The sequence below is a fragment of the Flavobacterium sp. GW823-FHT04A11 genome, assembly GCF_058796535.1.
Genome location: NZ_CM179503.1, coordinates 3,885,943 through 3,900,923 on the forward strand (window position 1 = coordinate 3,885,943; position 14,981 = coordinate 3,900,923).

The following is a 14,981-nucleotide window of genomic DNA, read 5'->3' on the forward strand; positions in this document are numbered from 1 at the left end:
AGCGTTAAAGTATCTGACAATTAAATCCCTGCTTATTAAAAACACCATACACCATTTCTTTAATGTCTCTGTTGGTTTCGATTCGTAGAATATGATTTGAATCTTCTACATCAAAATTCATGATACAATCAGAAATAACAAATTGAAGAAGCGCTACAATAAACCTTGCATCTTCCTTTGTTGTAACATCCGTTTTATAAGCTTCAATATTCATTTCTATGTTTCCGTTTTATATATAACAAACGAAAACAAAAAAGTTCCTAATGATCTTCGATTTTTTTTCGAATAAATTTACTGGCGAGATAAATATGATTGGCAATTGTTTTTTCAGAAAGGTCTGTAATTGCGGCAATCTCCTTATAACTAAGGTTTTCCAGTTTGTGTAAAGTAAATATTTTTTGTTGCTGTTCCGGAAGCTGATCGATGAAAGCATATAATTTTTCTCGTCTTTCTTCAAAAAATCCCGTATCGGTTTCTTCCTGTTCTATTTTTTCAGCCTGTAAAGGATCAAGCTGAATTATTTTATTTTCTCTGTTGACATGATTAATGATGATATTTTTACAGATAATAAACAATTGTTTATCTAACAAAACATCTTCATTAAGCAATTCTCTTTTATTGTATAATCTTAAAAAAGTTTCCTGAACAAAATCCTGCGGAGTGAGCACGGTAAAGTTAAAACGTTTGGCAATGTTTATCAGTTTATCATAGTAATGGAGATATGCTTCTTTGAAAGCAGCTTCATTACCCTTTTTTAAACTTAATATAAACTTTCTGTTGTCCATAACCTAAACATGATACTTACTCTAAACTCAATGTACGGAATAATATTGCATTTCTAAAGCCAATCACTTAAGACTTCCTTAAGCGTTTCTTTAGAAAATTCTAAGATGCAAAGAACAGAAATTTTATTTTAAAATGTAATCAATTCGAATCTTAAAAAACTCAAAAAACAATTAAATTGGTATTGGTTCTAGTTCTACTTTTCCTATTGGTCTGCGCCAAAGTTTAAATAACAAAATTATAATAACTGGCAAAAAACAAACCGCCGACATTACGAGATAAATATCTTTGTAAGCCAGTAAAATGGAAGCCTGAGCCGTTTTTCCCGAAAGACTTTTTTCTGCTTTTTTCTGTGCTTCGGCTTCAGACAAACCCATGTAGAGAAATTTTCTTTTGGTGTTTTCAAGCTGTTTTTGAGCCTGTTGGTTTACTTCTGTCAATTGCTGGCTGAGACCAACTTTATGCTGGGCATTTAAATTTGAAACGAAAGTTCCCAAAATGGCGCTGCCTAATAATCCGGCAAAAACGGCTTGTGCAATAATACCGCTCATCATTCTGGAAGCACTTAATTTGGGTGGAACCCCTTCTGAAATGTATAATAATGAAATTGGGAAAAGAAAACCCATTCCGAGACCTTTAAAAATTAATGGAAGAAAAAAATCAGAAGAATCAATTCCGGGATAAAACCTGAAAAACAGAATAATATGATAAAATCCGTAACAGGCAAAACCCATAATCCAGATCGTAGCCAAATAAGTTCTTTTGAATAAAAGATAAGTCGAAAGCGGAATAGAAACGCACAATCCGATTAACAATGCCAAATGCGTTCTTGCTCCTGAAACCGAATCAAAGCCTAAAATATTTGTCATATAACCCGTTATAACACTGCCGGTTCCGTTTATGACGCCAATATAAAACATTAAAAAAGCACCAATGATGACGTTTTTATATTGGTAAACATCAGGATCAATAATGGGATCAATTGTAAATCGCGCATGTATGAGGTAAATTCCAATAAGAATTAATAATAAAGCGGCTGCCAGACTAATTTTGGGATCGTTAAACCAGTTTCTGCTTTGTCCTTCAGCACTTAAAAAAAGAATGACGACGAAAAACAAAATCATAATAATCCATCCTCGCCAGTCAAACTGAAATTTAGTTTTCATGGGCGCAACATCGGCTTTATAAAAATACCAGGCGAGAATAATACAGATTAAAAAATTAATATTTAAGAAGTAAATTCCAAATGTCCAGTTGTAAAAATTAGTAAAATGCGCTCCTAAATATTGGTAAACATGCTGACTTCCTTTTTGAATAAACTGAAGGATTCCGTACAGCAAAGCCATATTAAAAGCCGGATTGTATTTTAATAATATCGGCACCATCGAAGCAAAAATTCCAATCACAGAAACGATTCCCAACAGTGAACGCCAAAAAGTAAACCATTCAATATCAGAAGCAAACAAAGATGCAGTATTAAACAAAATAGACAAAAAAGCGGCAGACAAAATCATCGTACGCACTTTTATCTGTTTGCCCAATTTGAGCCCTAAAGGCATAAAAGCCAGCATCGTAAAAATGGGAATATAAATCGAATACGTAAAAGCAGTTGTAGAAGCGCCAAAATGCCCCAGGATTTGCGAATTGTCGTAAGTGGTGACATTCAGCCCATTAAAAAAAGGAATCGTCAGGATATATAATCCGATAAGGGTGAAAACGCTTCCTTTTTTTCCTGCAAACATATTTTATTTTTTAATTTCGACCGTTACATTCATTCCCGGTTTTACTTCTTTTAAATCTTTGGCTTCTACTTCAAATTCTATTTTCACCGGAATTCGTTGTGTGATTTTCACGAAATTTCCAGTGGAATTATCCGGTTCAACCATCGAAAATTTAGCACCTGTGGCAGGAGAAAAACCAATTACTTTTCCTTTAAATTCTTTTCCGTCAAGCGCATCAATTTTGATAACAGCCTGTTGTCCCTGCTTTATTTTCCCGATTTGCGTTTCTTTAAAATTTGCCGAAACCCACAATTTTTCATTCAGCACAATGGTCGCAATAATCTGATTGGCATTGATAAGTTCGCCAATAGACAATTTACGTTCACCGGCTATACCAGTCGCCGGAGCGATAATATTGGTATAAGATAACTGCAGTTTTACAGCTTCAAGATCGGCTTTTTTTCGGGCAACGGTGGCTCGTGCCGCTTCGAGATTGATATTGCTTTGCCTTGTTACAGAACCGCTTGCCTCTAAGTCTTTTTGTCCTGATTTGAAATACGCTTCTTCAGATTGCAATTTTGAAACTGCCTGATCGTATTGATTTCGCGTTACTGCCGAATCTGCATACATATTTTTAAAACGCTGGTAATCTTTTCGCGCCTTTTCCACACTTGCCAAATCTCCCGCCAGTTTTGCTTTTGCCGCAGATTGATTGGATGACGATGTAACAATTGTCTGTTCAAGCGAATGCAAGTTTCCTTCGGCTATAGCCAAATCAGCTTCGGCCTGGCGCACTTTGATTAAATATTCCGAATCATCGAGAATAACAAGCGTATCGCCTTTGTTGACAAACTGATTGGTTTCAAACCGAATTTCCTTAATATGTCCCGACGCTCTTGCCGAAACATTGTTGATATAGGCTTCAACCTGAGCATTATTCGTCGTTTCGTAATTACTGAAATCGAAAAATAAACTCAAAATCCAAAATCCTCCGGCAGCTAAAAACAGGAAAGAAACAACGGTCAAAATCGTATTTCTCTTTTTCTCTTTCTGAACCGCTTCTTCAGGTTTATTTTCTTCGCTCATACTACTTTATTTTAAAGTTTACCCATCGCAAACTGCAGGGAATAATACTGAATGATTAAATCCAGATTGGCATTTACCAACGAAATTTTAGCGTTATTCAATTGTAATTCAGCATCCACCATATCGCTTATCAAAGCAAAATCATTGTCATATCTGCTTTTTACAATTTTATAATTGCTCAGTGAAAGCTCAACATCTTTTTTGTATGTCGTGATATTTCTTTTGCTTTCTTCGTATTTAACAAAAGCCGTTTTTACTTCATTTTCGATTTGGTTTTTAGCTGCTTCAAGCGCAATATTACTTTTATCGACCTGCATTTTATCGCCGCGGATTCGGTGTTTTATCATGTAAAAACTGGAAATATCCCAGTTTAAGGAAATTCCCGCCGCCCAGTAATTAATGATATTCACATAATTAGGCCATTGCGCAGGATATTCGGTATTGAGAATAAGATTGGCATTTATATTGGGCTGAAAACCGCTTTTTGTAATGTTTAAATTTGATTCTGATAATTGAATGCTAATCTCCGCGCGTTTTATTTCTTCCCTGTTTTGAAACGCTTCTGAAAGGCTGTTATGCAGTTTTATTTCTTCTGATGGAATATTATTTTCTTCTATCTGAGGTTTCAGAATTGTATTTGTCGGAAGCCCAATCAGAATATCCAAATAATTGCTGACCAGTTCAATATCATTCGTGTTTCTAAAAACAGAAACTTTAAAAGCAGATTGCTGTAATTCGGTTCTGAGCAAATCACTTTTTAAATTCTGACCATTGTCTACACGCGATTTCAATTGGCTTAAACGAAGATCTGTATTGACAATATTTTGTTTTGTCACTTCTATTTGCCGGTATAATTTTTCAAGGGTAAAATAATAAACCGTAATCGCGTTTTTTACTTCTGCCTGTGTCATTTTTACCGCCGATTTCTGCATTTGACTGAGCAGTTTTTGCTGTTCGATTTTTTTATGGATTAATCCGCCGCTGTAAATAGGCATCGACGAAACAATATTGGCAAAAGCCTGATGGTTAAAATAATCTACCGTAATGCTTTGTTCATAAAAACCTTCATACAATTTCGGATTCCCGATGTACGTATAACCGCCGTTTAAGGCAATACGCGGCAACTGAACACTTTTTGCCTGACTGATGTTTTCTTCTGCAATTGCGGCATCCAGTGAAACCATTTTAAGCTGACGGTTGTTTTGGGCTCCTAATAAAAGTGCCTCTTGCAGCCTGATTGGTTTTGCATTTCCCAGACTATCATTTTGAGCAAAAAGCATCATAATATCAAAAAAGGCCAAAGCCAAAAGCAAAATTTGGAAAGACACTTTTTTATGAAAGGAATAGCTCATTGCTTATAATTTAATGTACTGATATTCAGAAAAATGCATGAATTTTTAATTTTTATGCGGACGAATTGAAAAAAAACAAATCAGAAAAATAATAGGAACCCTTAATTTTAAAGGATTATCAAAATATTATGTTAAAATTGACTGACATAAAAGTAGTAAAAATTTTATTATATTGAAATAAATCACTAATATTGAGACACTTAAAACCACAAAATTATGTTTATAGAACTTGCTTTAACCGGAAAATTTATCGTTGATATTGTGAAAAGACTGCGAAATGACAAAACATTTCGAACTTTAGGTTTTTTAATTTTTGTACTCATTTTAGTTGGTACAATGTTTTTTTGGCTTGTAGAACATCTTCCCTTTCTTAAAGCTTTGGCATATTCGGTAGGAACGCTTTCCATGAATAGTCCGTACGACCATGAAATTACGTTTTCGACTATTGGCGTTGTTTTTAATATTATCTACATTTTTATTGGTGTTGGTGTTTATCTGATTTTCGTTCTTGAAGCCGGCCGTACGATTATTGCGGCTCATGAAGAATTTGAAAGAAAACAAGCAGAAAAGAAAGCGCTTAAAAAAGCCAAAAAAGAAGCCGGACTTTAATTCAAAATATTCGAAAAAAAAGTCTTTTTAACTATTAAAAATATAGACTGAATTCAATTTTTACGGCAATAATTCGCATGGCTTTTCTACACCTAAAATCACTTTCAAAATAATGAATATGAATGCAAATACATTAGAACATACTGAAGCCTGGATAATTGCGCTGCTTCTTTTTACGTTGATGATTATTGCAACTTTTCTGGGGAAAATTACCGGAAATTACATTCAGAGAAAAAATCAAAGCGAGGAAAAACTTCCCGAAACTTCTGCACTTATTGGGTTGCTTTTTTTCTTACTGGCATTTACCTTCAGCATGAGCGGCGATCGCTATGATACGCGAAGAAAAGTAGTCGTGGAAGAAGCGAATATTATTGGAACCGCGATACTTCGAAGCGATTTATATCCGGATTCTACACGAGTTTTATTTCGCAAAGATTTTAAGGATTATGTAGAAACCAGAATAACGTATTACGAAGTTGGCGCGGACGCAAAAGGCATTTTAAAAGCCGATAGTTTGTCTCAGATAATTTCGTCTAAATTGTGGAAACGCGCCACAGATTTATCAAAAGATCCTGCAAATCTGGCGGCAACGCAGCAAATGATTCCGGCTTTAAACGATATGATCGATGTCACGACTTCCCGCCTTTCGGGAGAAAAAGCAAAAGTTCCGCAGAGCATATTGGTGATGCTGTTTTTTCTGTCAACAATAATTGCATTTTACAGCGGATATTCTGAAGGACGTAAAGGCAAAATTGACTGGCTCGTTCAAATCGGGTTTTGTCTTCTCGTTTCATTAGTCATTTTATTTACACTCGATTTAGACAGACCACGCCGTGGATTCGTCAATTTGGATGTTCCCAACCAAACGATAATAGATTTGAGAAAGAATTTTGAGTGATTTTTTCAGAAACCAGTATATCAAAAAGAGATGTCAATTTTCGGCATCTCTTTTTTTATTTTAAAGGTGATAGTCTAAGAGCGATTTAGTCTTATCTGAAATAAAATAGATTTCAAAAATGAAGATTCTATTCTAAAAAATTAATTTCATGACAAGAAAAAACCGTTCTGTGACATATTTTTCTTTTCTCCACTAATTGATTGAGTAATTTTAAAACGCATTAAAAGAATAACCAAAACAATACAAGAAATTGTACCCAAAAATGTTCGAGAAAAAGACAATATTGATTGGATGTGATAATACTATGGTTCTCACCAGCGTACTAAATACCTTGTCTGCAATATCTGATTTTACATTTTCGACAGTTTCAGTTTCGAGATCGGTTGATCTTAATAACGCTATCAATTCTTTAAAGCCTGATTTAATTCTGCTTTGCTTCAAAAGAAATCAGCCTGTAATAAACGATAATCCTTTCAGGTCAAACAAAATAGATATCCCTATTTTATGTTTAACTCAAAGTTATGAATGCGAATCTTTATGCTGGTCTAAAAACTGTATTGTTTTTACTTATCCGTGCAATCAAATCGATAATGCTGATTTTTTATCCTCCAGAATCCGCTCTATTTTTTTGCTGAAAAAAACGGAATCAAAACCTGCAGCTTCAACATTTGCAGAAGCGGCTTATCAGAAAAATGATTTCAGTTATTCCAATAAATTAAGTCATTACGTAATGGAACTTGATCAAAAGGTTGAAGTACTTCGAAAAGTAAAAGAACGCATTTCTTATCTTTATCCAAACGTTGATGATTCGATCAGAAGAGAATTAATGTCTATTGTAAACTCGATAAAAGCGGTTGCAAACGACACGAAACTCTGGGATGATTTTAAAATTTATTTTGAACAGTCGAATCCAAACTTCTTACTGACGCTGGCACAAAAACATCCTTCTTTAAGTTCTAAAGACCTGAAATATTGCTGTTATATCAAAATGAATATGAGCAATAATGATATTACCAATCTTCTGGGAATAAATCAGGAAAGCGTGAGAACACACAAATACCGTTTAAAAAAGAAATTAACCCTTGAAAAAGAACAGGATATTATTTCGTATTTACGAACGGTTTCTTAAAGTAAAGTTTGCCACGAATTACTACTAATTTTCACTAATTAATATTGTGAAAAAACATGCAGTTAAAATTAGCGGAAATTTGTGTAATTCGTGGCGAAAAAAATCCCTAATATACTCTTATTAAACCTGACAGTTTTTAAAAACCTTTCAGGTTTGTCATCGTTAATTTAGAAAAAATAATTAGCGGAAATTAGTGTAATTCGTGGCAAAAACCATTTCAATTATTTCTTTAGATAATTAATGATATTCTCCATGTTATCAATTTAATTACTATCTTCAAATAAATATTTTTCCGTTTCTTTTTTAGTTTGTTTTATTACTATACAAATTAAAATACTCCATTTTAAATCATGTACGAAATTGTATACATTTTGTCTACAAAAAACCAACAACTTTAAATTATTGTATACGAAAAGTACATACTCAAATTCTTACACAAATTGATTTCTAAAGTAATTTTACCATCACAGTAAAACTAAAATTTCCGCTGTCAATTTGAACCTGTAGAATTAAGTAAAATGATACACCAGTCTTTACAATTTACGAATAAATTGCTTGGACAGTTTTTAAAAAACCGTTTTGCATTAGACGAGGATAAAACTGTGCTCAATTATCTGATTGATACAAACGGTGCTTTTCCAAAAGTAAATCAGAATAAAGTGGTTGTGTCATTAATTAATGTCGAAAAAGAAAGCAATCAGCCTTTTTATGTACAAAACAAAAAGCTTGAAAACGGAAGTTATTCGAGTTTTAATCCTGCCGAAAGATATAATATTGATTTACTGATCAGCAGTAATTTTGATGATTACAACGAATCCTTAAAGTTTCTGGATGCCGTGGTTTACTTTTTCCAGATCAATAATTACCTCGATTCGTCGATTTCCTCTTCTATTCCGGATGGTTTAACCCGACTTGAATTTGAATATGAAAAAATATCCTACCATCAAATGCATAGTTTATGGACCGCGATGGGAGCAAAATATCAGCCTTCGATAATTTATAAAATGAAACTCGTAAAAGCTCAGGCTCACGAAACTACAGAAATTATTGCAGGAATTACAAAAATCTCTAATAATGTAACGCTATGACACAGAGTAATTTCATAAAAGTATTTAGTGTTATGGTGTATCATTCTTTTTTTGATAACAGCAAATGCAATTGTTTACACTTTATTCCCACTGATAAAACGCAGAAATTACTAACTAAATTTGGCTTCAGAATAAATACAGTTTCAAACGGATTTGATTTGTTTTCAAATACTTCGTCATTAACAGCCTTACTGGATTATATTTCAAAAACAACTTCTCAGGATTATTTTGAATTTAATATCAAATCTTCTAATCCAAATTTTATACTTTTTACCGCGTTGCCTGTCAATTGGCTGGGGCAAATGATGTATTCGAGTCAGGATACTAAAAACCAAAATAACAAAGGCGCGATACTACTCAATCAGACACAACAAACCAATGCAATGCCAGCTTTCTTCGGAAATTTAAAAGTGTACCTTGAAGATATTAAACAGAATCTTAACAAAAATACGCCTCTCCTATTCGAAATAAATTTTGACGCCAGAGCAACACAATGGCAATATTATGTAATTAATAAAAATGCTGTTTCGCTTAATAATCCGACTATTTCCGGCAAAGAATCCGTAGCATTTAACGGACCTGAAAACGTAACTCTCCCAACAGGCGAAAAAGCACTTTTGTTTACTTCCGGTACAACGAATATTCTGCTAAGTGAAAAACCGAAATATAAATTCGATTTAGTTAATAGAAGCGCCACATCACAAACAAATCAAAAAAGTTCAGGCGGTAAAGTAATCATAAAAGGGCTTCCGGTTCCGGATGTTTCCCGAATAGGAATAATCGAAAACAAAGAACAAAATCAAGTTACATCACCGATGTATATCTATTTATAACAAAGAATTTAAATGAACATTAAAATTAAAAATCAATGAATTTATCTACCATCCAAACTCCTGGTGTGTATATTCAGGAATTAAATGCTTTTCCAAATTCGGTTGTGGCAGTTGCTACAGCGGTACCGGCATTTATTGGATACACACCACAAGCCTCCTACGAGGGAAAATCGTACACGAATGTACCGGTACGAATCACATCGTTCTCTGATTTTCAGGCGTTCTTTTGTTTACCGGATCCTCCAGCACCTGCGAGCCCAAGTAAACAATATTCACCTGAATATTATTTAGTTCAGCAAAAAAGTCAGCCTGCAAAAGGAGACTATATGCAAATCAACGGATCCTATTATTCGATAGCGCCAGATCCCAATACCGTTTATTATTTGTACAATAGTGTGAGGCTTTTTTACGAAAACGGCGGCGGTGACGCTTACATTGTATCTGTGGGAAGCTACGGTCCGGCATCGCAAAAACCAATGACTCCGGGAACGCCGCTTGTTAATCCAAACGTGCAGTTAAACGACTTAACTACAGGTCTTGCCTTATTGCTGAATGAACCTGAACCAACGATGTATATTTGTCCGGAAGCCACTTTGCTGAGCTTAGAAAACAACGGTACATTAATGCAGCAAATGTTGCTTCAGTCTACAAAAATGCAGACTGCAATGTGTTTATTTGACATTATTGGCGGTGACGATCCGGATCCTATTTTGTATACGCAGGATATTGCCAACTTTAGAATGAACACAGGTTCTGTTGGTTTAAATTACGGAATGGCATATTATCCGTTTATCGGAACTACGATCATGCAGAATTCGGATATCGATTATACGAATTTATTTGGTGGCGACATCAAACAGTTAGAACCGCTTATTAATCCACCAAGTGCGCCAAATGCAGCTGTTGCCTCTATTATTGCCAGTATTCAGAATCCTGACAGTACTTTGACCGTAACGCAAAACAACAATGCTTTAATGATCGCAAGTCCAATTTACGGACTCATCTTAAAACATGTATTGAGCGATGCTAACATTCTGCCTCCAAGCGGTGCAATGGCCGGTGTTATTACCACTGTAGACAACGCCGTTGGTCCTTGGCAGGCGCCGGCAAATACTTCTATTGTTGGAGCAGGTTCATTGCCAATTAGTATTTCTGAAAGCCAGCAGGCGAATTTAAATGTCGATGCCGTTTCGGGTAAATCCATAAACGCAATTCGATTATTTAACGGATTAGGAATTTTAATCTGGGGGTCAAGAACACTGGACGGAAATAGTCAGGACTGGAGATATATTCCGGTTAGAAGAACGATGATTTTTCTGGAACAATCTTGTAAACTGGCCGCTCAGGCTTATGTTTTCCAGCCAAATGATAAAAATACCTGGGAAGCCGTAATTGCGATGATCAGCAGTTTTCTTACTTCAATCTGGAAACAGGGCGGTTTGATGGGAGCCAGTGCTTCTGACGCTTTTTCTGTATCCTGCGGATTGGGTTCTACCATGACCGGAGATGATATTTTGAATGGTTTTATGAATGTTACCGTAAAAGTAGCGCTTGTACATCCTGCCGAATTTATCGTACTGACATTTCAACAGCAAATGGCAACTTCTAGTTAATCAAATAAATAACCTCATAAATTAAGTAATTTTTTAATTTAAAAATAAATAATATGGCAACAGATGACGGAAGCGTACAAGGCGCAACATGGCCCATGCCAAAGTTCAGATTTGAAGTAGATCTTGGAACTGAATTAACAAAAGTAGCTTTTCAGGAAGTTACAGGAATGGATGTCGAAAATCAAATTATAGAATATCGTAAAAGTAACAGTCCGCTTTTTTCTGTTGAAAAAATGCCCGGAATTACAAAATACGGAAATATTACCATGAAGCGAGGCATCTTCGTAAATGACAACACTTTTTGGGACTGGCACCAACAGGTCGTAATGAATACGATTAAAAGAAGAACAGTACTTATCAAGTTATTAGACGAAAAAGGCGGCGTTACGATGCAATGGACATTAAACAATGCATGGCCAACTAAAATTACCAGTACCGATTTAAAATCAGACGGAAATGAAGTTGCGGTTGACACCATAGAAATTGCACACGAACAGCTCATCATAAAAAATGGTGGCAAGTAGTGATTATCCGGTTAGCTTTTATTTTACACTCTCGTTTGCGGGTGTAGATGCAGCTTTCAAAGAGGTATCTGGAATTTCGAAAGAATTAAGTGTAGAAGAAATTGTTTGTGGAGGCGAAAACAGGTTTAAATACCGCCTCCCAACTGTTTCTAACAGTCAGAACTTAGTCTTAAAAAGAGCCATTGTACCGGTCGGATCTTTGTTGATAAACTGGTGTTCCAGCTGTATCGATCAGGGATTATCAAATTCAATACAGCCTCATAACGTGATACTTAAACTGCTTAACGCAAATGGTATTGTGTGTATGCAATGGACGTTTAATAATGCGTATCCGGTAAAATATGCGGTTTCTGACTTAAACTCCCAGGAAAGCAATATTGCCATTGAAACCATTGAACTTGCGTATACCTATTTTGATATTTCATCCAAAACAGATTTTGATAACCTTTTTATTTAAAAATAATTATGCCAATAGAAATAAGAGAATTAATTATTAAAACAGAAATCGTAACCACAAATACGAAAAACAATTCTGTGGTAAAAGAAAAAGAATTATCGCTTTTAAGAAAACAGGTTCTGGAAGAATGCAAAAGATTAATTGCCGAAAAAAGTCAGGTGAATAGTTATAAACGGTAGTAAGTTTTCAGTCGCGGTCGCAGTTTTCAGTAAATAACATTACGATTAGACATACAGTTCGTTGCTCTCTGGATGTGATTTCTCGTTCCTCGAAATGACATAAAATGATACTCCGTGAAAAAGAAAAAATTAGTTTTTATCCGCGTTTTCACTTTAGTGAATCCGTAAAATCTGCGTCAATATCACTTTAAAAATAATCGCAATCCATACTTAATAATAACAAACAAAAAACAATGGCAAGTCTGGAATTAATGAAAATAACAGGATATACAGATGAGGATTTTCAAAATAAATTCTCAGGAAGTCCGTATTCTTTCATGATTAATCCTGACACGATCAAAATACAAAAAAGCATTGAATATAATGAACAGCAGGCTCCGGCAACAAGCTCAGCCTCGCAAAAATATAAAAGTACGCCAAGTGATAAACTGACTTTTGAAATTGTTATTGACTGTACCGGTGTTGTAGATTCTAAACGTACGGATATGGCAAAAGAAATAACAGCTTTAGAAACAATCATTTACACGTATAATGGTAAAATTCACCGTCCGAATTTTGTAAAAGTACAATGGGGACAAAATATCACTTTTAATGGAGTTCTGGAATCTATAGACATTTCATATACGCTGTTTAAACCAGACGGAAGCCCTTTAAGAGCAAAGATATCCTTGTCATTCAGCCAGTATATTTCTCCAAAAACGGTTACAATGCAAGATGCTCCGCAATCACCGGATTTGACGCATATCGTGACTGTTTCTGAAGGAATGTCACTGCCGCAGCTTTGTCTGCAAACCTGGAACGATGATTCTCTTTACATACAAGTGGCCGAATTTAACGGCTTAAACAAATTCAGAAATCTAAGCGGTGTCAGTAAATTAATATTTCCTCCCGTAAATACAGCAAATTAATGAGCACTTCAACTGAAATAAAAAGCGGAGGAGTTGTAACTTTCTCCATCCTCGTTGACGGAAATGCGATAGAAGATACCTATTCTGTATATTCTATTCATGTCGAAAAAAAAGTAAACCGAATTTCCTTTGCCAAAATTGTCATTCTCGACGGAGAAGCCAACACGGGTAAGTTTGATGCAAGCTCCTCCTCTACTTTTGTTCCGGGCGCAACTGTCAATATAAAAGCGGGTTACGATGCTACAAACGTTACCATTTTTCAAGGTATTATTATGAGTCAGGAAATTCGGATTGACTCTATAATTGGTTCTGCTTTAGAAATTGAATGTCGTGATGCCGCCGTAAAAATGATTGTGGGGCGAAAGAGCCTTACGTATTCCAACAAAAAAGACAGCGATATTATTACTTCGATTATAGGAACTTATTCCGGATTAACTTCAGATGTAACAGCAACGTCAACACAATGGCCAGAACAGGTGCAGTATTATGTAACCGACTGGGATTATATTTTGGCTCTCGCCGAAGCAAATGGTTTAATTGTGACCACTATAAACGGAAAAGTTACCGTGCAGGCGCCGGATGCGACTACAACTTCTGTACTTACGGTTTTATACGGAGATAATCTTCTTGAATTTAATGCAAAACTGAATGCTACAACTCAATTAGGCAATGTAACTTCGAATACGTGGGATTATAAAAATCAGGTTTTAGCCAATAGTTCCTCCACTCCAAATGTTGTAGGAGCAGGAAATTTATCATCCAAAAAACTGTCCGATGTTATTGGTCTTTCGGCATTTGAGTTACAGACTTCTGCTCCTTTAGAAACGGCAGATTTAACCAATTGGTCAAAAGCGCAAATCATTAAAAGTGAATATTCTAAAATTACTGGCGAAGCTAAATTTCAGGGAAGCAGTTTAGTAGATCCCGGAAAATATATGACTTTTAATGGTCTTGGCGATCGTTTTAACGGTGATTATTTAATTAGCGGCGTTGTGCACGATTTATCACAGGGAAACTGGGTTTCAGAAGTTACTTTAGGACTTTCTCCTTTTTGGTTTACCGAAGAACCGGATGTGATGTCCCCGCCCGCTTCAGGATTAATTCCCGGAGCAAGAGGACTTTTTAACGGAACTGTAAAGCAAATGTATAACGATCCTGATTCGCAATATCGAATTTTAGTCGAAGTTCCTTTGTTTGATGTGAATGGCACTGGAATCTGGGCAAGGCTTTCTAATTTTTATTCTACCAGCGGTGCAGGTGCGTTTTTTTTACCCGAAGTTGGCGATGAAGTTATTTTAGGATTTCTGAATGAAGATCCGCGTTTTCCGGTTATTCTTGGAAGTTTATACAGCTCTGCAAAACTAAAACCTTTTACTGGATTAGATCCAAACGAGAAAAATACACTGAAAGCAATCGTTTCAAAATCCGGAATCTCCGTACAATTTGACGATGAAAATAAAATATGGACGGTCGCCACGCCCGCAAAAAACACCATAATCATAAGCGATAAAGACAAGCAGATTACAATTAAGGATGAAAACCAAAATAGTATCGTAATGTCTCAAAGCGGAATTGATTTATCAAGTCAAAAAAGTATTTCGATTTCCGCTCAGGAAAATGTCACCATAAAAGGCACACAAGGTGTTTCGATTCAGTCAAGCGGCGGTGATGTTGCCATTAAAGGAATGAACATTAAGGAAAATGCAGACATGCAATATTCTGCTCAGGGCGGCCAAATGGCGCAGGTTTCCGGCGGAATGGAATTAACGCTGAAAGGCGCAATGGTAATGATTAATTAGTT

At 35.5% G+C, this 14,981-nt stretch carries 16 protein-coding genes; 11 read left to right on the plus strand and 5 right to left on the minus strand.

The window, feature by feature from the left end:
- Positions 1-4: 4 nt before the first annotated feature.
- The 5 genes from AC3QL1_RS16965 to AC3QL1_RS16985 all read right to left on the minus strand — a co-directional run bounded on the left by AC3QL1_RS16965 (position 5) and on the right by AC3QL1_RS16985 (position 4,942).
- Entirely contained in the window at positions 5-214 is a 210-nt protein-coding gene (locus AC3QL1_RS16965; RefSeq protein WP_492493219.1) for a hypothetical protein, read from the minus strand.
- Between the two features lie 46 nt (positions 215-260).
- Positions 261-785, minus strand: coding sequence for an RNA polymerase sigma factor (locus AC3QL1_RS16970; RefSeq protein WP_492493221.1), 525 nt, complete (start codon positions 783-785; stop codon positions 261-263).
- Between the two features lie 171 nt (positions 786-956).
- Entirely contained in the window at positions 957-2,525 is a 1,569-nt protein-coding gene (locus AC3QL1_RS16975) for an MFS transporter (RefSeq protein ID WP_492493222.1), read from the minus strand.
- Between the two features lie 3 nt (positions 2,526-2,528).
- Positions 2,529-3,590 (minus strand): HlyD family secretion protein, encoded by a 1,062-nt coding sequence (locus AC3QL1_RS16980; RefSeq protein WP_492493224.1) that lies wholly within the window; start codon positions 3,588-3,590, stop codon positions 2,529-2,531.
- A gap of 11 nt (positions 3,591-3,601) precedes the next feature.
- Positions 3,602-4,942 (minus strand): TolC family protein, encoded by a 1,341-nt coding sequence (locus AC3QL1_RS16985; RefSeq protein ID WP_492493226.1) that lies wholly within the window; start codon positions 4,940-4,942, stop codon positions 3,602-3,604.
- Positions 4,943-5,158: 216 nt separating this feature from the next.
- On the opposite strand from AC3QL1_RS16985, the gene AC3QL1_RS16990 reads away from it, so the two are divergent.
- From AC3QL1_RS16990 to vgrG, 11 genes are all read left to right on the plus strand, one after another.
- On the plus strand, positions 5,159-5,551 hold the full coding sequence (locus tag AC3QL1_RS16990; RefSeq protein WP_492493228.1) for a hypothetical protein: 393 nt from the start codon (positions 5,159-5,161) through the stop codon (positions 5,549-5,551).
- A gap of 118 nt (positions 5,552-5,669) precedes the next feature.
- Positions 5,670-6,449, plus strand: coding sequence for a bestrophin-like domain (locus AC3QL1_RS16995; RefSeq protein WP_492493230.1), 780 nt, complete (start codon positions 5,670-5,672; stop codon positions 6,447-6,449).
- Between the two features lie 262 nt (positions 6,450-6,711).
- Positions 6,712-7,578: a helix-turn-helix transcriptional regulator gene (locus AC3QL1_RS17000; RefSeq protein WP_492493232.1), complete on the plus strand. Its 867-nt coding sequence runs from the start codon at positions 6,712-6,714 to the stop codon at positions 7,576-7,578.
- Between the two features lie 518 nt (positions 7,579-8,096).
- The gene (locus tag AC3QL1_RS17005) at positions 8,097-8,666 is read left to right on the plus strand and encodes a Pvc16 family protein (protein ID WP_492493234.1); all 570 of its coding nucleotides are present in this window, start codon (positions 8,097-8,099) and stop codon (positions 8,664-8,666) included.
- Positions 8,663-9,499 (plus strand): hypothetical protein, encoded by an 837-nt coding sequence (locus tag AC3QL1_RS17010; RefSeq protein WP_492493236.1) that lies wholly within the window; start codon positions 8,663-8,665, stop codon positions 9,497-9,499. Before AC3QL1_RS17005 ends, AC3QL1_RS17010 begins: the two co-directional genes overlap by 4 nt.
- 35 nt (positions 9,500-9,534) lie before the next feature.
- Entirely contained in the window at positions 9,535-11,112 is a 1,578-nt protein-coding gene (locus AC3QL1_RS17015; RefSeq protein ID WP_492493237.1) for a phage tail sheath family protein, read from the plus strand.
- A 53-nt stretch (positions 11,113-11,165) separates the two neighbouring features.
- Positions 11,166-11,636: a phage tail protein gene (locus tag AC3QL1_RS17020; RefSeq protein WP_492493238.1), complete on the plus strand. Its 471-nt coding sequence runs from the start codon at positions 11,166-11,168 to the stop codon at positions 11,634-11,636.
- A complete protein-coding gene (locus AC3QL1_RS17025) occupies positions 11,623-12,093 on the plus strand; it encodes a phage tail protein (protein ID WP_492493240.1) in 471 nt (156 codons plus the stop codon). The genes AC3QL1_RS17020 and AC3QL1_RS17025 overlap by 14 nt, the downstream gene beginning before the upstream one ends.
- Positions 12,094-12,101: 8 nt before the next feature.
- A complete protein-coding gene (locus AC3QL1_RS17030; RefSeq protein WP_492493242.1) occupies positions 12,102-12,272 on the plus strand; it encodes a DUF5908 family protein in 171 nt (56 codons plus the stop codon).
- Between the two features lie 233 nt (positions 12,273-12,505).
- Complete coding sequence (locus AC3QL1_RS17035) at positions 12,506-13,180, plus strand: CIS tube protein (RefSeq protein ID WP_492493243.1); 675 nt, start codon at positions 12,506-12,508, stop codon at positions 13,178-13,180.
- Positions 13,180-14,979, plus strand: coding sequence for a type VI secretion system tip protein VgrG (gene vgrG, locus AC3QL1_RS17040; RefSeq protein WP_492493245.1), 1,800 nt, complete (start codon positions 13,180-13,182; stop codon positions 14,977-14,979). The genes AC3QL1_RS17035 and vgrG overlap by 1 nt, the downstream gene beginning before the upstream one ends.
- The last annotated feature ends 2 nt before the right edge of the window (positions 14,980-14,981 follow it).